The following is a 19,979-nucleotide window of genomic DNA, read 5'->3' on the forward strand; positions in this document are numbered from 1 at the left end:
GCGCGAGGTCCCTCGTTCCGTTCACTCACCGTGTGCCGCGAGGCGGCGTCACAGCATCAGCCCGTTCGGGCCGTCACCCCAGGCGCCGCACCAGCGCCCGGTACTCGTCCCACAGCTCCTTCGGGGTGTGGTCGCCGAAGGTGTTGAGGTGCTCGGGGATCAGGGACGCCTCGTCGCGCCAGACGTCCTTGTCGACCGTGAGGAGGAAGTCGAGGTCGGCGTCGGAGAGGTCGAGGCCCTCGGTGTCCAGGGCGTTCTTCGTCGGGAGGATGCCGATGGGCGTCTCGACGCCCTCGGCCTTGCCGTCGAGGCGCTCGACGATCCACTTCAGGACGCGGCTGTTCTCGCCGAAGCCCGGCCACACGAAGCGGCCCTTGTCGTCCTTGCGGAACCAGTTGACGTAGTAGATCTTGGGCAGCTTGGCGGCGTCCGCGGACGCGCCGACCTTGACCCAGTGACCCATGTAGTCGCCCATGTTGTAGCCGCAGAACGGCAGCATGGCGAACGGGTCGCGGCGCAGCTCGCCGACCTTGCCCTCGGCGGCGGCGGTCTTCTCGGAGGCGACGTTCGCGCCGAGGAAGACGCCGTGCTGCCAGCTCATCGACTCGGTGACGAGCGGGACGGCGCTGGCGCGGCGGCCGCCGAAGAGGATCGCGGAGATCGGCACGCCCTTGGGGTCCTCCCACTCGGGCGCGATGATCGGGCACTGGCCGGCGGGGACGGTGAAGCGGGCGTTGGGGTGGGCCGCCGGGGTCTCGGAGTCCGGGGTCCAGTCGTTGCCACGCCAGTCGGTGAGGTGCGCGGGCAGCTCCTCGGTCATGCCCTCCCACCACACGTCGCCGTCGTCGGTGAGCGCGACGTTGGTGAAGACGGAGTTGCCCCACATCGTCTTCATGGCGTTGGCGTTGGTGTGCTCGCCGGTGCCGGGCGCGACGCCGAAGAAACCGGCCTCGGGGTTGATCGCGTAGAGGCGGCCGTCCTCGCCGAAGCGCATCCAGGCGATGTCGTCGCCGATGGTCTCGACCGTCCAGCCCGGGATGGTCGGCTCCAGCATCGCGAGGTTGGTCTTGCCGCAGGCCGACGGGAACGCCGCGGCGACGTACTTCGCCTCACCCTGCGGCGGGGTCAGCTTGAGGATCAGCATGTGCTCGGCGAGCCAGCCCTCGTCGCGCGCCATGACGGAGGCGATGCGCAGCGCGTAGCACTTCTTGCCGAGCAGCGCGTTGCCGCCGTAGCCGGAGCCGTACGACCAGATCTCGCGGTCCTCGGGGAAGTGCGAGATGTATTTGGTGGTGTTGCAGGGCCACGGCACGTCGGCCTCGCCCTCGGCGAGCGGGGCGCCCAGGGTGTGCACGGCCTTGACGAAGAAACCGTCCTCGCCCAGCTCGTCCAGGACCGCCTGGCCCATGCGCGTCATGGTGCGCATCGAGACGGCGACGTACGCGGAGTCGGTGATCTCGACGCCGATGGCGGAGAGCGGCGAGCCGAGCGGGCCCATGCAGAACGGGACGACGTACATCGTCCGGCCGCGCATCGAGCCGCGGAAGATGCCCTGCTCACCGGCGAAGATCTCCCGCATCTCGGCGGGGTCCTTCCAGTGGTTGGTCGGGCCGGCGTCCTCCTCCTTGGCGGAGCAGATGAAGGTGCGGTCCTCGACGCGCGCGACGTCGCGGGGGTCCGATGCGGCGTAGTACGAGTTGGGGCGCTTGACCGGGTCGAGCTTGGTGAACGTGCCCTTGTCGACGAGCTCCTCGCACAGCCGCTCGTACTCCGCCTCCGAGCCGTCGCACCAGACGACCCGGTCGGGCTGGGTGAGGGCGGCGATCTCGTCGACCCAGGCGATGAGTTCCTGGTGACGGGTCTGGGTGGTGGGAGCCGCGTTGTCGCGCGCCACGATCGCTCCTAGATGAGGGTGTGGACGGATGGCCGACGGGCCGGACCGGGGGCTGCCGGTTCGGTCCTGGACGTCCGCTTCTTTGGTTGGTGCCCCTTGGGGGCTGCGACCCGGACGCTTCGTGACCGCTCATCCGGTGCCGACCGCACTCATTTGATCATCCGACCCCGACGGGCTTCTGTCCAGGGGGCCCCGTGGTGACCGTCACCACTCGTTCCCGTACGTACACCCGGGGCGAAAAGCCCTCGTCAAGCACGTGCCAAGCGTTCCCCAAGCGCGCACGGGGCGGGCGGCGTCCCGCGGCTCCCGCCGGGCCGCGCCCTCACCCGACCGCCTCCGGCCTCCCGCGCATCCGGGTCCGTCGCCCACCCGAGCGGCGGCCGTCAGACCGGGAACTTACGGTGCCGTAGATAGCATGACCGGCATGACTTCCGCGCCCGATGCCGCAGCGAGCCAGCCCCCGTCCGCGCCCGCGGTGGCCGAAGCGGTCCCCCCGACCGGAGCGGCCCCCGCCGCGGCCGGCCCGGCGGCGACCGCACCGGCCAAGCCCCGGCTGCGGGGCTGGCTGCACGCCGGGATGTTCCCGGCCGTCCTGCTGTCCGGCGTCTTCCTCACCGCACTCGCCGACAGCACCCGCGGCCGCGTGGCCTGCGCCGTCTACACGCTCACCGCCTGCCTGCTGTTCGGCGTCAGCGCGCTCTACCACCGCGGCAACTGGAGCCCGCGGGTCGGCGGGGTGCTGCGGCGGCTGGATCACGCCAACATCTTTCTGATCATCGCCGGTACGTACACCCCGCTGACGATGCTGCTGGTGCCGGGCAGCCGGGGGCAGATCCTGCTGTGGGCGGTGTGGGCGGCGGCGCTCGCCGGGATCGCCTTCCGGGTGTTCTGGGTCGGCGCCCCGCGCTGGCTCTACACCCCCTGCTACATCGCGATGGGCTGGGCCGCCGTCTTCTTCCTCCCCGACTTCCTGCGCACCGGCGGCATCGCCGTCCTCGTCCTGGTGATCGTCGGCGGACTCCTCTACAGCGCGGGCGGCGTGATCTACGGCCTCAAGCGCCCCAACCCGTCCCCGCGGTGGTTCGGCTTCCACGAGGTCTTCCACTCGTTCACGCTGGCGGCGTTCGTGGTGCACTACGTCGGCATCTCGCTGGTCGCCTACTCGCACGGCTGACCCGGTGACCACCCCCCGCGCGGACGGCGGGGCGCGGCCCGCCGTACCCCGCCCCGCCGCGCCCGCCGACGGGCTGCGGGAGCGGAAGAAGCGCCGCACCCGCCAGGCGATCCGCGACGCCGCCTTCCGCCTCTTCGACTCCCGGGGTTACGACGCGACCTCCGTCGACCGGATCGCCGAGGCGGCCGACGTCTCCCCCAGCACCGTCGCGCGGTACTTCCCCACCAAGGAGGACATCGTCCTGCGGGACGTCTACGGGGAGCTGCTGGTGGCGGAGGTGGCCGCCCGGCCCGCGGAGGAACCGCTGCCCGGGGCGCTGCGCGCCGCCGCCCTGGCGGTCTCCGCGCGGCTGTCCGCCCGGGACCTGCGGGAGCTGCGGCGGCGGGCCCGGCTGATCCGCGACGTCCCGGCCGTACGCCGCCGCACCGCCGACCACCACGCCCGCGCCGCCGCCGGCCTCACCGCCGCCCTCGCCACCCGGACCGGCCGTCCCGCCGACGACCTGGAGATCCGGGTGATCAGCACGGCGCTGCTCGCCGCCCTCCAGGAGGCGCTGCTGCGCTGGGCGGACGGGCCGCCACGGGACGGCGCGGCCACGGGGGCGCGGCCGGCCGGCGGCCGGGGCGCGGCGTTGGAGACGGTGGTCGGCCAGGCGCTGGACGTACTGCTGCGGGGGCTGGCGCCGTCCTCCGGGTGAGGCGCGGGGACGGGTTCCGTACGGCGGGCCACCGGGCCGGTCGAGGGGGCCCGGCCACGCCTTCCGGGCCCGGCCGTTCGCCCCAAGACCGTCCCAAGTCCCCCGTCCGCAGGCCCACCCCAAGGAGTGACAGCCGCTCGCGGTGCCATGCCCACGCCAGGGTGAACGGGGGCGGTCACCGCCGGGCTCAGCCCTCGCCCGCGGCCCCGGCGGCCACCGCGCCGCCCGCCCGCAGCGCCTCCTCGATACCCGCCGCCCAGGCGAGAACCTCCGGATCGGAGCCGTACGGGCCCACCAGCTGGAGGCCGAGCGGCAGACCGTTCGCGGCGTACCCGGCGGGCAGACTCACCGACGGCAGACCGGCGTTGCTCCACGGCAGGCACATCACCGACGTACCGGTGGAGCCCAGACCGAAGGGGGCCGGGCCGGTGGCCGCGGGGGCGAGCCACAGGTCGGCGCCGGCCGCCCGCCGCGCCGCGTCCAGCTCGTCGCGGAATGCGGCGCGCCGGGCGCGCGCCGCCTCGTAGGCGGTGTCCGTGACGGCGTGGCCCTCGTGCAGGGCGGTCGCGGTCTGCTCCCGGTAGAGCTCGCCGAAGCGCGCGTACCACTCGGTGTGCGCGCGGGCGACCTCATAGCGGTTCATGGTGAACAGCTGGGTGACGATCTCCTCGAAGTCCGCCATCACCGCCACCTCGACGACGGTGTACCCGGCGCGGCGCAGCACCTCCCGCTGTGCCTGGAGGGCGGCCAGCGCCTCGTCGTCCGCGCGGCGCAGATACGGGCCGACCGGGACCCCCAGCACCGGCCGGCCGGGCGCCGCTTCCGTACCGTCCGGCCAGCCGTCGCACAGCACCGGGGCGGCCAGCGCGGCGCCCGCGACGTCCTGCGCGTACCAGCCGACGGTGTCGAAGCTGACCGCGTTGGGGATCACCCCGGCGGTCGGGACGCGGTCGAAGCTCGGTTTGAAGCCGACGATGCCGCAGTACGCGGCCGGGCGGATCATCGAGCCGACGGTCTGGGTGCCGAGGGCCAGCGGCACCATGCCCGCCGCGACGGCCGCCGCCGAGCCGCTGCTCGAACCGCCCGGCGTGTGCGCGACGTGGTGCGGATTGCGGGTCGGGCCCGGCGCGGTGACCGCGAACTCCGCCGTCACCGTCTTCCCCGCGATCAGCGCGCCCGCCGCGACCAGCCGGTCCACGACCGCCGCCTGCGGACCGGCGAGCACACCGGGCGGCAGCACGGAGCCCGCGCGGGTCGGCAGCCCGTCGACCCGGATGATGTCCTTCACCCCGACCGGCACGCCGTACAGCGGCGGTTTGGCGGGGCGGTGGGCGCGGTCCGGGGCGCCCGCCGTCGCGCTGTCCCACGCGGCGACGGCACGTTCGGCCGCGGCCGACAGCCGCTCCCGCCGGTCCGGTTCGGGCACGAAGGCGAGGAGGTGCGGGTCGACGGCGTCGATGCGGTCGCAGGTGCGGCGCGCCGCCGCCACGGGGTCGTCCGCACCGGACCGCAGCGCCGCGGCCTCCCGGACGAGTGAGCGGTTCCGGAGCAAGCTGTCCACGGCGGCAGGCTACAACCGCGGGATACGGGGCGGGGGCGGAAGCCGCAAGACGCCGCGCGCCACGGGCGCCGCCGCCCCGCCCGGCTCACAACTCCACGATCACCGCGCCCATGTGGCGTCCCTCGGTCAGCTCCCGCAGGGCGGTCGGCGCCTGCTCGATGCCGTGCAGACGGCTGTGCGGGAAGGTGAACGTGCCGTCCCGCAGGCCCTTGCCGAAGCGGGCGTTCCACTCCGGGATCAGGTCGAGGTGGTCGTGGAGGGCGACGCCGCGCAGTGTGATGCCGCGGCCGAGCAGCGAGAGCGTGTCGATCTCCAGCGGGGCCGAGCCGTCCCCGCCCATCTGCGCGGCGAGCGAACCGACGACCGCGATCCGGGCACCGCGGTTGGCCACCGCGAACGCGGCGCGCAGCTGCTCACCGCCGACGTTGTCGAAGACCGCGTCGACGCCCTCCGGGGCGGCCTCGCGCAGCTGCTCCTCGATCGGCCCGGCGCCGCGGATCACCACGGCGTCGTAGCCGAGGTTCTCGACCAGGCAGTCGGCCTTGGCCTGCGAACCGGTGCTGCCGATGACCCGGGCGGCGCCCCGCTCCCGGGCGATCTGCCCGGCCAGCGAGCCGACGCCGCCGGCCGCGCCGCTGATGAACACGGTGTCCCCGGGCCGCACTTCGGCGCCCCGGACGATGCCCATCCACGCGGTGGGCCCCTGCGAGAGGTGGGCGGCCGGGTCGGGCAGCTCCGCCGGGTCGATCCGCTGCACGGCCCCGGCGTCCACCAGCGCGTACTCGCGCCAGCCGAGGCGGTGCTGCACCAGATCGCCGACGGCCGCCTCGCCGCCGGGCGCGGCGACGACCTCGCCGACGGCCGGTCCGCTCAGCGGCTCGCCCAGCGCGAACGGCGTCAGCGGCACCACGCTGGACTCGTCCATGAGGGTGCGCATCACGGCGGCGACGCTCATCAGGGTGTTGCGCACCAGAACCTGCCCGGGCGCGGGCTCGGGGACCGGCACCTCCACGATCTCGAAGAGCGCGTCGGTGACCGGCCCCTCGGGACGGGCCGTCAGATGAACTTCACGTGCGGTGCGCTGAGTCATGTACCGATCTCACGCCCGATTACGCACCGGAGTCAACTCCGTCATTGGGCGGAGCACTTCCGACCGAGGCACCGCCGCCCGTGCTGTCGGTGCCCGCCGGTCACCGCACCGTCCCGCGGAGCCGGCCACCCAGCTCGTCCGGGTCGGTGACCGGCTGTTCGCAGGTGAAGTGGCGGCAGACGTACGCGGCGGGGGCACCGTCGACCAGCGGCCGGTCCCGGAGCAGCGCCACCGCGTCCGCGTCGTCCGTGCCCGGCTCGCCGAGCGCGACGACCGCGCCGGGGGTGTTGCCGAGCAGCGCGGTGCGGTGCAGCGCCCGGGTGGCCGCGTCGTCCGGCGGGCCGACGACGGCGATCTCCCGCGGCCCGTCCAGCGCCGCCTCCGCGACGGCCAGCCCCCAGCCGATGAACCTCGGCGCCCGCCCGGCCAGCGCCGTCACCACGGTGAGCGCCTGCTCGGCCGCCTCCCGGTGCGGGGCGCTGCCGGTGAGCGCCCCGTAGGAGAGCAGGGCCCCGGCGGCGGCGGTCCAGCCGGACGGGGTGGCGTTGTCCGTCGGGTCCTGCGGGCGGCGGATCAGCGCCTCGGCGTCCGCCGCGGTGTCGTAGAGGGAACCGTCCTCGGCCCGGAACTGCACCAGCACCGTGTCGAGGAGGAAGCCCGCGAAGTCCACCCAGACGCCCTCGCCGGTGACGGAGGCGAGGGTGAGGAAGCCCTCGGCGACGTTCGCGTAGTCCTCCAGGACGCCGCCGTTGTCGCCGGCGACGCCGTCCCGGGAGGTGCGGTGCAGCCGCGCCTGCCCGTCCATGTGGACGCGGACGAGCAGGTCGGCGGCGTCCGTGGCGGCCTGGACGAGGTCCGGCCGGTCGAAGTAGGCGCCGGTCTCGGCGAGCGCGGCGATCGCCAGCCCGTTCCAGGACGCGACGATCTTGTCGTCCCGCCCGGGGCGCGGCCGCTCGTCCCGCGCCGCCAGCAGCCGCTCGCGCACCGACCGGACCCGCTCGGCGTCCACCGGGCCGACCCCGTCCGGGAGTTGCAGCACCGAGGCGCCCTCCTCGAAGGTGCCGTCCCCGGTCACCCCGAAGTACCCGGCGGCGAACTCCCCGTCCGCCTCCCCGAGCACCGCCCGCAACTGGTCAGGGGTCCATACGTAATACGCGCCCTCGGCGTGGCGTCCGCCGCCCGGACCGTCCTCGCCGTCCGGTACGACCTCGCTGTCCGCGTCCAGCGCGGAGGCGAACCCGCCCTGGACGGTGCGGAGTTCCCGCACCATGAAGTCGGCGGTGGTGAGCGCGACGCGGCGGGCGGTGCCGGAGCCGGTGGCCCGCCACAGATGCGCGTAGACGCGGCAGAGCAGCGCGTTGTCGTACAGCATCTTCTCGAAGTGCGGCACCGTCCACGTCGCATCGACGGCGTACCGCGCGAACCCGCCGCCGAGCTGATCGTGGATCCCGCCGCGCGCCATCGCCTCGCACGTCGCCTCGACCATCTCCACGGCGCCCTCGGAGTCCGTCCGCGCGTGGTGCCGCAGCAGAAACTCCAGCACCATCGCCGGCGGAAACTTCGGCGCCCCGCCGAACCCGCCGCGCACCGCGTCGAAGTCCCTGGTCAGCGCCATCAGGGCGGCGGCCAGATCCCCCGGCCCGGGAGGCGCGTCGGCCGACAGCGACCCCGCCAGGGACCGCCCGGCCAGATCCGCGGCGATCCGCCCGGCGACCTCCCCGACCTCCCCGCGCCGCTCCGCCCAGGCGCCGCGCACCCCCTCCAGCACCTGCCGGAACGACGGCATCCCGTGCCGCGGCTCCGGCGGAAAGTACGTCCCGAAGTAGAACGGCTCCCCGTCCGGCGTCATGAACACGGACATCGGCCACCCGCCCTGCCCCGTGGCCGCCTGCACCGCCTCCATGTACACCGCGTCGACGTCGGGCCGCTCCTCCCGGTCCACCTTCACGGACACGAAGTGCTCATTCATGAACGCGGCCGTCGCCTCGTCCTCGAAGCTTTCTTCTGCGAGGACATGACACCAATGGCAGGCGCTGTACCCGACACTCAGAAAGACGGGCACATCACGCCGCCGCGCCTCCTCGAACGCCGCGGCCTCCCAGGGCCACCAGTCGACGGGGTTGTCGGCGTGCTGAAGCAGATAGGGCGAGGTGGCGTGCGCGAGTCGGTTGGCCATGGGGCCATCCTCGCGTACGGGGAACGGGGGCGGTGGGGCGCGGGACGGTGTGGCGCCCCGGGGGAGGAACGGACCGGGGCGGGCCGGCCACCGTGGGCAACGACCCGCGGCCCTCGGCCGGGCCCCGGGCACTCCCGCCCAGACCCCGGCCGAGGGATCAGCCGGTCAAGGAATCAGCCGGCTTCCGCCTCTCCCTTGGGGGCGGAGGCGGGGGAACCGGTGGAGGAGGCAGCGGTCGCCGCCTCCTTCTCCTCGAAGTCCACCTTGCCCATGTGGCGGTTCATGGACTTCATCAGCAGCCATACGGCGCCGCCGATGACCGCGAAGACGATGAAGCCGAGGATGCCGGGGGTCACCTTGTCCTTGTCGAACGAGTCGGCAAGGGCGACGAAGTGCGTCAGGGCGAGGGTGCTGGTCGCGCTCATCATGAGGTCAATTGTTGCGGATGCCCGCGAAGAGGTCGTCCTCGGGGAGGGAAGTGTCCACGAGCGACTTCGCCAGCTCGTACTCCTCCGTCGGCCAGACCTCCTGCTGGATGTCCATCGGGACACGGAACCAGCCGCCGTCGGGGTCGATCTGCGTGGCGTGGGCGATCAGTGCCTTGTCGCGGACCTCGAAGAAGTCGGCGCAGGGAACGTACGTGGTCAGCGTGCGCTCGCGCCGCTCGAACTGCTTCCAGCGCTCCAGCCACTCGCCGTACGGGGACTCCATGCCGCGGGCCAGCAGCGCCTCGTGGAGGGCGACGGTGCGGGGGCGGTTGAAGCCCTGGTTGTAGTAGAGCTTCCGCGGCTGCCAGGGCTCGCCGGCGGTGGGGTACTTCTCCGGGTCGCCGGCCGCCTCGAAGGCCACCATCGTGATCTTGTGGGTCATGATGTGGTCGGGGTGCGGGTACCCGCCGTTCTCGTCGTAGGTCGTGATCACCTGCGGCTTGAACGAGCGGATCAGCTTCACCAGCGGCTCGGCCGCCGCCTCGACATCCTGAAGAGCGAAGCAGCCGTCCGGCAGCGGCGGCAGCGGGTCCCCCTCGGGGAGCCCGGAGTCGACGAATCCCAGCCACTCCTGCTTGACGCCCAGGATCTCCCGGGCCTCGTCCATCTCCTTCTTGCGTACCTCGTGGATGTGCTCCTCGATGTACGGGTCGCCCTGGAGCTTGGGGTTGAGGATCGAGCCCCGCTCCCCGCCCGTGCAGGTGGCGACCAGCACGTCCACCCCCTCGGACACGTACTTGGCCATGGTGGCCGCACCCTTGCTCGACTCGTCGTCGGGGTGGGCGTGGACCGCCATCAATCGCAGCTGCTCAGTCAAGACTCGATCCTCAGTAAAGGCTGGGAGAAGATGCCTCCTATAGTGACCGAAGCGAGGGGGCCGTGTATTCCCCGGACGGGGAACCCACGAGGCCGGACGTTTCCCGGCCCCGGTAGCAGGAGGACAGAGCATGACCGCGGTACGCGAGGGGCTCCCCGAAGGCCGCTACGGAAGGTCCTCGAACGGCCGGAACGACCGCGGGCTGAAGATCGTCGGCGGGGTGCTGGGAGCGGCGCTGCTCGGCGTGGTCGCCTGGTGCGGGATCTCGTACATCGGCGGCCAGCAGGTCAGCGGACGCGTGATCACCTGGGAAGCGGTGCCGGACGGCACGGTGAAGGTGCATCTGGAGGTCGTCAAGGACCGGGATGCCACGGGTGTGTGCACGCTGCGGGTGCTCTCCGCGGACAAGGCCGAGGTGGGGCGCAAGGACGTCACCGTCGGCGGGCGTGGGGAGCAGATCGACACCGAGGTGACGCTGCGGACGACGGGCCGGGCGACGGCGGCGGAGCTGGTCGGCTGCGCGTCCGCGTCCTCCGCCGGTCGCTGACCGCGGGCCCTCCGGTCCCCGGCATGCCCGGGTGATCGCCGGACCGACGCGCGGGCACCCCTTCCGACCTGGGGATTTCACGCTCAGGGAGGTTCCCTGGAAATTTCCTCTTCCCCGTTTTGTGCCGGAATTGTTAGGCTCGTGGTTTCGCCCACCCGTGAAGGCGCAATCCTTCCCTGGTAGGGCGTTTGATTTATCCCCAGTACCGACGAGGAGCACCTGTGACCCAGACCAGCGAAAGCGTCACCTGGCTGACCCAGGAGGCGTACGACCAGCTCAAGGCCGAGCTGGAGTACCTGTCTGGTCCCGCACGCGCCGAGATCACCGAGAAGATCGCGGCGGCCCGCGAGGAAGGTGACCTGAAGGAGAACGCCGGGTACCACGCGGCCAAGGAGGAGCAGGGCAAGCAGGAGCTTCGCGTGCGCCAGCTCACCCAGCTGCTGCAGACCGCGAAGGTCGGCGAGGCCCCCGCCGCCACCGGTGTCGTCGCTCCCGGCATGGTCGTCACCATCGCGTTCGACGGAGACCCGGACGACACCCTGGAGTTCCTGCTCGCCTCGCGCGAGTACGCCAGCTCGGACATCGAGACGTACTCGCCGCAGTCCCCGCTGGGCGAGGGCGTGAACGGCAAGAAGGTCGGCGCCGACGCGGAGTACGAGCTGCCGAACGGCAAGAAGGCCAGCGTGAGGATTCTCGAAGCCAAGCCGTACTCGGGCTGATCACGCCGTATTCCGGCTGATACACGACGTACGCGGAAGCGGCCCGGAGCGCGATGCTCCGGGCCGCTTCGCCGTGTCCGGGGCGCGGGCTTCCCGTGTCCCGGCGCGCGGACGCCGCGCGGGAACCGGGGCCCCGGCGCGGCTCACTCCGCTTCCGACACCGGGTAGCCCGCGTCCCGCAGCGCCGCCGTGACCTCGGCGCGGTGCTCGGGGCCCGAGGTCTCCAGCTGGAGCTCCACCTCGACCTCGGTCAGGCCCAGCCGCGGGCCGGTGCGGACATGGCCGACGTCGAGGACGTTGGCGTCGGCCTCCGACAGCACGCCGAGGAGCGTCGCGAGCGCCCCGGGGCGGTCGGTCAGCCGCAGCCGCAGCGAGAGGTAGCGGCCGGCGGCGGCCATGCCGTGGCGGAGGATCCGCTGCATCAGCAGCGGATCGACGTTGCCGCCCGACAGCACCGCGACGACCGGGCCCTCGAACGCCCCCGGGTCGCTCAGCAGCGCCGCCACCGGGCTCGCCCCGGCGGGCTCCACCACCAGCTTCGCCCGCTCCAGACAGAGCAGCAGCGCCCCGGCCAGCGCGTCCTCGGAGACCGTACGGACCTCGTCCACCAGCTCCTCGACGATCCGGAACGGGACATCACCGGGCCGCCCCACCTTGATGCCGTCGGCCATCGTCGACAGCCCCTCGACCGCCACCGGGTGTCCGGCGGCCAGCGACGGCGGGTAGCAGGCCGCGCCGGCCGCCTGGACGCCGACGACCCGGACGTCCGGGCGCAGCGCCTTGACCGCGACGGCCACCCCGGCGGCCAGCCCGCCGCCGCCGACTCCGACCACGATGGTGCGCACCTCCGGGCACTGCTCCAGGATCTCCAGCCCGACGGTGCCCTGACCGGCGATGACGTCCCGGTGGTCGAAGGGGTGGAGGAAGACCGCGCCGGTGCGGTGCGCGTACTCCTGGGCGGCGGCCAGCGTCTCGTCGACCACCTGGCCGTGCAGCCGCACCTCGGCGCCGTAGTCGCGGGTCGCGGCGACCTTCGGCAGCGGGGCGCCGACCGGCATGAACACCGTCGACCGCACCCCGAGCAGCGAGGCCGCCAGCGCCACACCCTGGGCGTGGTTCCCGGCGCTCGCCGCCACCACCCCGGTCGCCCGCTCGGCCGCCGTCAGCCGGGCGATCCGGACGTATGCGCCGCGGATCTTGAAGGAGCCGGTGCGCTGGAGGTTCTCGCACTTGAGGTGGACCGGGGCACCGATCAGCCCGGAGAGGTGGCGGCTGCTCTCCAGGGCGGTGGCGCGGGCGACGCCGGAGAGCAGCTTGTGTGCCTCGCGGACGTCCTCGACGGTGAGCGCGGCCGCGTCCCGCCTGGGGGCCGCGGGGTGCGGAGACGACGTGTGGTCGGGCATGACGTCAGTCTGGCAGTCCGGCGTCCCCCGGGCCTTTTCCGGCCAAGGTGCGGACAGGGGCGGAGGAGCACGGCCCGGCCCGGCCCGGCGCCCGGTGAGTGACCGCACGCCCTTACGGGTCGGGCCCGGTCCGGGTCGTAGCGGTTTTCGGCGGACGGTCTCCGGCCACTTCCGCGTAACCTTGTCCACCGGTCCCTCAGCCCCCCATGAAGCGAGCTCCCGGCCATGCCCACCTCTTCGGACATGACGACCCCCACCGATCCCGCCGTTCTGGACACGCTGCAGCACCAAGTGGCCGTGTTCGCCCGGCGTGCCGAACAGAGCCGCCTCGGCGGGGTCGGCCAGGCGCGCAACTCCATGGACCGCGCCGCGTATCTGCTGCTCAACCGCCTGGACCAGGAAGGTCCGATGGGCGTCAAGGCGCTCGCCGCCGGGATGGGGATCGACTCCTCGACCGTCACCCGGCAGGTCGCCCCGCTGGTCGAGTCCGGGCTGGTCAACCGCGCCACGCACCCCGAGGACGGCCGGGCGGTCGTCCTCCAGCTCTCCGAACGCGGCCGCACCCGCCTCGGCGAGGTCCGGGCCTCGCGCCGCGCCCTGATGGAGATGGTCACCGACGAGTGGACGGAGGAGGAACGCGCCGTCTTCTGCACGCTGTTGACCCGTTTCAACGTCTCCCTCGCCGCCGTCACCGCGACGATGCCGCCGCCCGGCGCGGCCTCCTGAGCCCGAGCCCGTAGGGGTCTGCCCCGGAGCGCGCCGGAGAACGACGCACGCCCCGGGCACGGAGCCCGTACGGCCGTCCCCTACGGGTGGCCGTACGGGCTCCGGACGCTCAGCCCAGCGCCTGGGTGAGGTCGGCGAGCAGGTCGTCGATCGACTCGATGCCGACGGAGAGACGGACCAGGTCGGCGGGGACCTCCAGCGCGGAACCGGCCGTCGAGGCGTGCGTCATCCGGCCCGGGTGCTCGATGAGCGACTCGACGCCGCCCAGCGACTCCCCGAGGATGAACAGCTTCGCGCGGTCGCAGACGTCGACGGCGGCCTGCTCGCCCCCGGCGACGCGGAACGACACCATGCCGCCGAAGGAACGCATCTGCTTGGCGGCGATCTCGTGCCCCGGGTGCTGCGGCAGCCCCGGGTAGTACACCTGCGTCACCTTGGGGTGCGCGGTCAGCAGCTCCGCCACCCGGGCGGCGTTGGCGCTGTGCCGGTCCATCCGGATGGCGAGGGTCTTGATGCCGCGCATCACCAGCCACGCGTCGAACGGCCCGGCGACCGCACCCATCGCGTTCTGGTGGTAGGCCAGCTCCTCACCGAGGGCGTCGTCACCGACCACGAGGGCGCCGCCGACCACGTCGGAGTGGCCGCCCATGTACTTGGTCGTGGAGTAGACGACGACGTCCGCGCCGAGCGCCAGCGGCTGCTGGAGGTACGGGCTGGCGAAGGTGTTGTCGACGACGAGACGGGCGCCGGCCTCCCGGGCGACGGCGGCGAGCGCCGCGATGTCGCTGATGCCGAGCAGCGGATTGCTGGGCGTCTCCACCCAGACCGCCTTCGTCCGCGGACGCAGTTCGGCGCGGACCGCCTCCGGGTCGGAGGTGTCGGCGACCGACCATTCCACGCCCCAGCGCTCCGCGACCTTGGCGAACAGCCGGAAGGTGCCGCCGTAGGCGTCGTTGGGGATGACGACGTGGTCGCCGGGGGACAGCAACGTGCGCAGCAGGCAGTCCTCGGCGGCGAGGCCGGAGGCGAAGGCCAGTCCGCGGCGGCCCCCGTCGAGGGCGGCGAGGTTCTCCTCAAGGGCGGTGCGGGTCGGATTGGCGCTGCGGCTGTACTCGTAGCCGCCGCGCAGACCGCCGACGCCGTCCTGCTTGTAGGTGGACACCTGGTAGATGGGCGGCACCACCGCGCCGGTCGCCTCGTCGGGCTCCTGACCTGCGTGGATGGCGAGGGTTTCGAAGTGCTGGTGGCGCTGGTCGCGCTGTTCGCTCATGGATAGCGAGGGTAGTCGCCCCGGGGCGGGACGATCCGCGGAACTTTCTGGTTCGCTGGGGAGTGGAGAGAGCAGGACGTGCGCACCTCGCCCGTCCGCCGCTCCGCCGGCCCTGCCTCCGACCGGGACACCACCTCATGGACGCTCTGCTCGTACTCCTCGCCGCCACCGCGTTCGGCGGTCTCGTCCTCCTGCCCTGGCTGCGCCGCCGGCGGGCCGCCGGACAGTTCCGGCAGCAGGGCCCGCCGCAGGTCTCCGACCCGGTGGCGGGCTACGGCTTCGTCCCGCTCGACGCGCTCGACGTCCGTCTGCCGGGCCCGGACGAGGAGCTGGCGCACGTCCTCGACGGGATCCGGCGCGACCACGACTGGCGCCCGGCGGCGGCGCTGCTGCGGGCCACCCCGGAGGACGACGAGCGGCGCTGGCAGCGGGTCCAGACGCTGGCCGGGGCGGCCGCCTTCGAGCTGGCCCGGGAGCAGGACGCCCCGGACGCCGCGCCCGACGTGCCGCGCAGCGGCGGGGTGTGGCTGCGGCGCTGGCGGCTGGAGGACCCGAAGGACGCCGGGGGCGCGCAGACGCACGCCCAGTTCCTCGTCCTCCAGGCGCTGCGGGACCCGGGCTCGGAGGACTTCCGGATGATCCTGGAGGAGGCCCGGACGGTCTGCGGCGAGGCGGCCCTGCTGGCCCCGGGCAGCCCGATCCCGTACGTCATCGAGCTGGCCGTCGCCCGGGGGCTGCACGACCGCCCCGCCGACTACGCCGAGCTGTGGGAGAAGGTCGCCCGCCGCGCCCCGCACCACATGGGCGCGCACCTCGCGGCGCTCCCCTACTGGTCGCAGAAGTGGCACGGCTCCCGCGAGGAGGCGGAGGCGTTCGCCGAGCGCGCCGCCTCCGGGGCTCCCAAGGGCAGCCTCCTCCCGGCCCTGCCGCTCTTCGCCGTCTACGAGCACCTCCCCGAGGCCAACATGGTCCGCGGCCTGTACCAGAGCGCCGTGATCGAGCGGGCCGTCGAGGGCGCCCACTACGCCCTCCGGGAGGCCCCCGCGGACCACCCGATGGCCCCGCACGTCCGCCACCTGCTGATCTGGTTCCTGGTCCGCGCCGAACGCTACGGCGAGGCCCTGGACCAGCTGCGCGAGGTGGACGGCCACGTGGGCGCCGTCCCGTGGTCGTACGGTCACAGCCCGGCGGCCGAGTACGCGGCCTACCGCGCCCTCGCCGTGGCCGGCTGGGAGCGGAGCGGGGGGACGGCCACGGGGGGCGTACGGCCGGAGTGAGGGCGGGCAGCGGCCCGCGGGGACGGCAGCCGGCCCCACCCGCCCGGAATGCCACCGCCCCGCCCGGTGTTGTGGCTGACGCCACGGTCCTCACGGCAGGCGGCCGCCTGCCACCACCCGCCGTCGTCCCCGGAGCCTGATCGCGATGCTGTTCTCCCGCTTCAAGAACCACCTCCCCACCCCCGAGGAAGCCCTCAAGGGCCGCCCGGAACGGGAGTTCGCCGTCCCCGACCGCCACACCGTCCTCGGCACCCCCCTGCTCGGCCCGTACCCGGAGGGCACCGAGACCGCCGACTTCGGCCTCGGCTGCTTCTGGGGCGCCGAGCGGAAGTTCTGGCAGACCGAGGGCGTCCACACCACCCTCGTCGGCTATCAGGGCGGCCACACCCCGAACCCGACGTACGAAGAGGTCTGCAGCGGCCACACCGGCCACACCGAGGCCGTCCGCGTCGTCTACGACCCCGCCGTCGTCCCGTACACCACACTCCTGAAGCTCTTCTGGGAGTCCCACGACCCGACCCAGGGCTTCCGCCAGGGCAACGACGTCGGCACGCAGTACCGCTCCGCCGTCTACACCCACTCCCCCGCCCAGCAGCAGGCCGCCGAAGCCTCCCGCGACGCCTACGCCGCAACCCTGCGCTCCCGCGGCTACGGCGACATCACCACCGAAATCCTGCCCGCCACCGATCGCCCCTTCTACCCGGCCGAGGGGTACCACCAGCAGTACCTCGACAAGAACCCGGCCGGGTACTGCGGGATCGGGGGGACGGGGGTGTCCTGCCCGGTCGGGGTGGCCCCGGCCGACGGGTGAGCGGCGGGGCGGCGGCGCCCCGCCGGCCGTCCCGCCCGGGCCCGCCCTTGGGCCCGGGGGTGGGGCCAGCCCCCGTTCGTACCGGCCGGGCAGCCGCATTCCGGGCCGGGCCCCCTTCTCAGATCCTGGTGTGACAGGAGTTGAGACGGCCGACGGGGAGGGGCGCACGTGCGCATCAGGAGTGGGGCGACGGGCGGGGCGGGTGGCGGGTGCGGGAAGTGGTCGTGGCGGAAGGGGGCCGCGGTCGCCGTGGTGCTGGCCGTCGCGGCAGGCGCCGCGGCGGCCGCGGGGCCCGTCGCCGCCGCGCCGTACGGGGCCGGCCGGCTGGACGGCGTATGGCGCACCGACGGGTACGGGACCGTGTTCGCCCTTCAGGACGGGCGGTTGCAGGAGTACCGGACGACCACCACGAGCTGTCTGCCCGGCGCCACCGCCCGCCGCACGAGCGGCAGCGGCTCCGGCGGGAGCACCACCGCCACCGGCAACGGTTCGGTGCTCTACACCGGCGACGACGCGACCGTCTACCGGATCCGGCCGAGCGCGGGCGGCACCCGCGCGACGCTGCACCTCGACGGCTCGGTCGGCGACCGCCGGCTGCGGCGCGTACCGGCCCTGCCCGGCAGCTGTATGAAGGCCGCGCCGAAGGGAGCGTTGGCCACCTTCGACGTCTTCTGGCAGACCTTCGAGGAGAACTACCCGTTCTTCGCCGCCAAGAAGATCGACTGGCAGGCGGTCAGGGACCGCTATCGGCCCGAGGTGCACGACGGGATGGCGCCCGCCGAACTCTTCGCCGTGCTGCGGGAGATGGTGCTGCCGCTGCACGACGCGCATGTCTCCCTCGACGCCGGTGACACCGGTTTCTTCGCGCAGAGCCGCCCGGGCACCACGGTCCCCTCTCCCGCACTCGACCAGCGGGTCCAACGCTTCGTCGAGCAGAGCGACCTCGGCGGTACCCCGCTCCGGCAGTTCGCCAACGGGCGTATCGGCTATGCCCAGTTGCCCGACGGCACCGGCTATCTGCGGATCTCCGGCTTCGGCGGGTACGACGGGAACGGTCCCGACTACGCCCGCAACAGCGCCGCGCTGGACCATGCGCTCGGCGAGACCGTCCGGCCGGGACTGCGACGCCTCGTCCTGGACCTGCGGCTCAACGGCGGCGGCTCCGACGCGCTGGCGCTCCAGGTCGCCGAGCGGCTCACCGACCGCCCCTACCTCGCCTACGCCAAGCGGGCCCGCAACTCCCCCACCGACGCGGAACGCTTCACCCACCCGCAGCGGATACGCGTACGGCCCACGCCCGGCCGGTTCCGGTTCACCGGCCCGCTCGCGGTGCTGACCGGCGGCGAGACCTACAGCGCGGGCGAAACCCTCACCCAGGCCCTCATGCAGCGCCCGGCCGGCGCCCTCCGGGTCGGCCGGAACACCCAGGGCGTCTTCTCGGACGTCCTGGAGCGCACCCTCCCGAACGGCTGGAGCTTCGGCCTGCCGAACGAGGAGTACCTCACCCCGTCCGGCACCACCTTCGACGGCCCGGGCATCCCCCCGGACCTCCGCACCGGTGACTTCCTCCAGGAGGTCGCCACGGGCGGCCGGGACTCGGCCTTCACCCGGGCGCTCGCCGCCCTGCGCCGCCACGGCCGGAGCCGGTAACTCCTCCGCATGCGCCGGGCCCCCGGGGAGCGCACGCTGAGACGGTAGGACGTTCTGCCAGTGGCCTCGGCTGCCGTGGTCCGGGCGCCCGGCGCGCAGCGCGGCCGGTGTAGATGTCCCGCGCGCCCCGGCGCCCGCCCAGCCACTCCGGACGGAGGTGGTGGGAGTGACGGAAGCAGTGACCTCGGAGCGGCCGCCGGCGGGGCGGCGGGCCCTCGCCCCGCTCGCCCTCGCGCAGTTCATCTGCTGCTTCGCCGGCTCCAACATGAACGTGATGATCAACGACATCAGCCGGGACCTCGGCACCACCGTGCACGGTGTGCAGATCACGATCACGGTCTTCCTGGTGGTCATGGCCGCCTTCATGATCCCCGGCGGCAAGCTGACCGACCGTTACGGCCGTAAGCGCTGCTTCCTGGTGGGGCTGACGATCTACGGCGTCGGCGCCCTGATGAGCGCATCGGCTCCGGGGCTGGGCGGGCTGATCCTCGGCAACTCGATTCTGCAGGGCGTCGGGACGGCGCTGCTGATCCCGCCCGTCTACGTCCTGACCACTCTGCTGTTCCCGGGCTTCGCCTCCCGGGCCCGCGCCTTCGGGGTGATCATGGCGATGGGCGGGTTGGGGGCCGCCGCAGGCCCGCTGATCGGCGGCGTGATCACCTCCGGGCTCGGCTGGCGGGCCGCCTTCGTGTTCCAGGCGCTGATCATCGTCCTGATCGCCGTGCTCAGCCGCGCTCTCGACGATCCCCTGCCGCCGGACCCGAACCGGTCCTTCGACACCGGCGGGGCGGTCCTCTCGGCCGCCGGCCTCATCCTCGTCGTCGTGGGCATCCTGGCCGTCGACAACAACGTCTGGCTGGCCGTCGTCCTCCTCGCCCTCGGTGTCCTCGTCCTCGCATGGTTCGTCAGATCGATGCGGGCCCGCGAAGCGGCCGGCCGGGAACCGCTGCTGTCCACCGCCGTGTTCCGCAACCGCACCGCCAACCTCGGCCTCGTCACCCAGCATCTGCAATGGCTGCTGCTGCTGGGGACGTCCTTCACCGTCGCGGCGTATCTCCAGGTCGTGCGCGGCTACAACGCCGTCGAGACCGGCGTCGTCTTCTCCGCCGCCACTCTCGGCCTGCTCGTCTCGTCCCTCGCCGCCGAGCGGCTGGCGAAACGGCGCCCGCCGCGCACGCTGATCCTCGCGGGCTTCGCGCTGGGCGTCGGGGGCATCGTCGTCCTGATCACCATGGTCAACAGCTTCCCCAGCGCCTGGGCCTTCGCCCCCGGGCTCCTCCTGATCGGGCTCAGCCTGGGCCTCATGCTGACCCCCTCGGTCAACGTCGTCCAGTCGAGCTTCCCCGAGTCCCAGCAGGGCGAGATCGCCGGTCTGTCCCGCAGCCTGTCCAACCTCGGCGCCTCTCTCGGCACTGCCATCGCCGGGACCATCCTCCTCGCGGAACTCACCACCAGCACCTACGCCGCCGCCATGATCACCCTCGCCGCCATCGGCCTCCTCGGCCTCCTCACGGCCGCCTTCCTCCCCGGGACCGCGGTCCCGACGGGCGGGGAGGGGGACGGGGCGTGATCGGCCGCGGTGCGTGACCGCGGCGTCCGGTCACGGGCGCCGCCCCTCAGCCGACATCTCTCGTCATCGCCCCGGGGACGTCCACAGGGCCCCCGTCGGCCACGACAAC

General features: G+C 73.4%; 17 protein-coding genes. 9 read left to right on the forward strand and 8 right to left on the reverse strand.

The window, feature by feature from the left end; genetic code table 11:
* Positions 1-73 precede the first annotated feature (73 nt).
* A complete protein-coding gene (locus ACF1BH_RS02425) occupies positions 74-1,894 on the reverse strand; it encodes a phosphoenolpyruvate carboxykinase (GTP) (RefSeq protein WP_391640515.1) in 1,821 nt (606 codons plus the stop codon).
* A gap of 424 nt (positions 1,895-2,318) precedes the next feature.
* On the opposite strand from ACF1BH_RS02425, the gene ACF1BH_RS02430 reads away from it, so the two are divergent.
* Positions 2,319-3,068 carry a hemolysin III family protein gene (locus tag ACF1BH_RS02430; protein WP_391640516.1) on the forward strand — a complete coding sequence of 250 codons (750 nt, stop codon included), beginning with the start codon at positions 2,319-2,321 and terminating at the stop codon, positions 3,066-3,068.
* A 4-nt stretch (positions 3,069-3,072) separates the two neighbouring features.
* Positions 3,073-3,765 carry a TetR/AcrR family transcriptional regulator gene (locus tag ACF1BH_RS02435; protein ID WP_391640517.1) on the forward strand — a complete coding sequence of 231 codons (693 nt, stop codon included), beginning with the start codon at positions 3,073-3,075 and terminating at the stop codon, positions 3,763-3,765.
* Between the two features lie 187 nt (positions 3,766-3,952).
* Here the strand turns inward: ACF1BH_RS02435 and ACF1BH_RS02440 are convergent, their stop codons facing one another.
* From ACF1BH_RS02440 to mca, 5 genes are all read right to left on the reverse strand, one after another.
* Positions 3,953-5,326 carry an amidase gene (locus tag ACF1BH_RS02440; protein ID WP_391640518.1) on the reverse strand — a complete coding sequence of 458 codons (1,374 nt, stop codon included), beginning with the start codon at positions 5,324-5,326 and terminating at the stop codon, positions 3,953-3,955.
* 85 nt (positions 5,327-5,411) lie between these two features.
* Complete coding sequence (locus tag ACF1BH_RS02445) at positions 5,412-6,416, reverse strand: zinc-binding dehydrogenase (RefSeq protein ID WP_391640519.1); 1,005 nt, start codon at positions 6,414-6,416, stop codon at positions 5,412-5,414.
* A gap of 100 nt (positions 6,417-6,516) precedes the next feature.
* Complete coding sequence (locus ACF1BH_RS02450; RefSeq protein ID WP_391640520.1) at positions 6,517-8,592, reverse strand: thioredoxin domain-containing protein; 2,076 nt, start codon at positions 8,590-8,592, stop codon at positions 6,517-6,519.
* A 173-nt stretch (positions 8,593-8,765) separates the two neighbouring features.
* Positions 8,766-9,020: a hypothetical protein gene (locus ACF1BH_RS02455; protein ID WP_391640521.1), complete on the reverse strand. Its 255-nt coding sequence runs from the start codon at positions 9,018-9,020 to the stop codon at positions 8,766-8,768.
* A gap of 4 nt (positions 9,021-9,024) precedes the next feature.
* Positions 9,025-9,897: a mycothiol conjugate amidase Mca gene (mca, locus tag ACF1BH_RS02460; protein ID WP_391640522.1), complete on the reverse strand. Its 873-nt coding sequence runs from the start codon at positions 9,895-9,897 to the stop codon at positions 9,025-9,027.
* 130 nt (positions 9,898-10,027) lie between these two features.
* Here mca and ACF1BH_RS02465 point away from each other — a divergent pair, with 130 nt between their 5' ends.
* Positions 10,028-10,444, forward strand: a complete 417-nt coding sequence (locus ACF1BH_RS02465) for a DUF4307 domain-containing protein (protein ID WP_391640523.1) — start codon at positions 10,028-10,030, stop codon at positions 10,442-10,444.
* Between the two features lie 221 nt (positions 10,445-10,665).
* Positions 10,666-11,163, forward strand: a complete 498-nt coding sequence (gene greA / locus ACF1BH_RS02470; RefSeq protein WP_391640524.1) for a transcription elongation factor GreA — start codon at positions 10,666-10,668, stop codon at positions 11,161-11,163.
* 143 nt (positions 11,164-11,306) lie between these two features.
* On the opposite strand, the gene ilvA is transcribed toward greA, so the two are convergent.
* Positions 11,307-12,566 carry a threonine ammonia-lyase gene (gene ilvA / locus ACF1BH_RS02475; protein WP_391640525.1) on the reverse strand — a complete coding sequence of 420 codons (1,260 nt, stop codon included), beginning with the start codon at positions 12,564-12,566 and terminating at the stop codon, positions 11,307-11,309.
* Positions 12,567-12,791: 225 nt separating this feature from the next.
* Here ilvA and ACF1BH_RS02480 point away from each other — a divergent pair, with 225 nt between their 5' ends.
* The gene (locus tag ACF1BH_RS02480; RefSeq protein ID WP_391640526.1) at positions 12,792-13,292 is read left to right on the forward strand and encodes a MarR family winged helix-turn-helix transcriptional regulator; all 501 of its coding nucleotides are present in this window, start codon (positions 12,792-12,794) and stop codon (positions 13,290-13,292) included.
* Positions 13,293-13,401: 109 nt separating this feature from the next.
* On the opposite strand, the gene ACF1BH_RS02485 is transcribed toward ACF1BH_RS02480, so the two are convergent.
* The gene (locus ACF1BH_RS02485; RefSeq protein WP_391640527.1) at positions 13,402-14,562 is read right to left on the reverse strand and encodes a cystathionine gamma-synthase; all 1,161 of its coding nucleotides are present in this window, start codon (positions 14,560-14,562) and stop codon (positions 13,402-13,404) included.
* 137 nt (positions 14,563-14,699) lie between these two features.
* Here ACF1BH_RS02485 and ACF1BH_RS02490 point away from each other — a divergent pair, with 137 nt between their 5' ends.
* From ACF1BH_RS02490 to ACF1BH_RS02505, 4 genes are all read left to right on the forward strand, one after another.
* Positions 14,700-15,839 carry a hypothetical protein gene (locus tag ACF1BH_RS02490; RefSeq protein ID WP_391640528.1) on the forward strand — a complete coding sequence of 380 codons (1,140 nt, stop codon included), beginning with the start codon at positions 14,700-14,702 and terminating at the stop codon, positions 15,837-15,839.
* 145 nt (positions 15,840-15,984) lie between these two features.
* Positions 15,985-16,650: a peptide-methionine (S)-S-oxide reductase MsrA gene (gene msrA / locus ACF1BH_RS02495; RefSeq protein ID WP_391640529.1), complete on the forward strand. Its 666-nt coding sequence runs from the start codon at positions 15,985-15,987 to the stop codon at positions 16,648-16,650.
* A 249-nt stretch (positions 16,651-16,899) separates the two neighbouring features.
* Positions 16,900-18,300 (forward strand): S41 family peptidase, encoded by a 1,401-nt coding sequence (locus ACF1BH_RS02500; RefSeq protein ID WP_391640988.1) that lies wholly within the window; start codon positions 16,900-16,902, stop codon positions 18,298-18,300.
* Positions 18,301-18,466: 166 nt separating this feature from the next.
* Positions 18,467-19,870: an MFS transporter gene (locus tag ACF1BH_RS02505; RefSeq protein ID WP_391640530.1), complete on the forward strand. Its 1,404-nt coding sequence runs from the start codon at positions 18,467-18,469 to the stop codon at positions 19,868-19,870.
* The last annotated feature ends 109 nt before the right edge of the window (positions 19,871-19,979 follow it).

This window comes from Streptomyces sp. NPDC014733 (assembly GCF_043083385.1).
Lineage (GTDB): Bacteria > Actinomycetota > Actinomycetes > Streptomycetales > Streptomycetaceae > Streptomyces.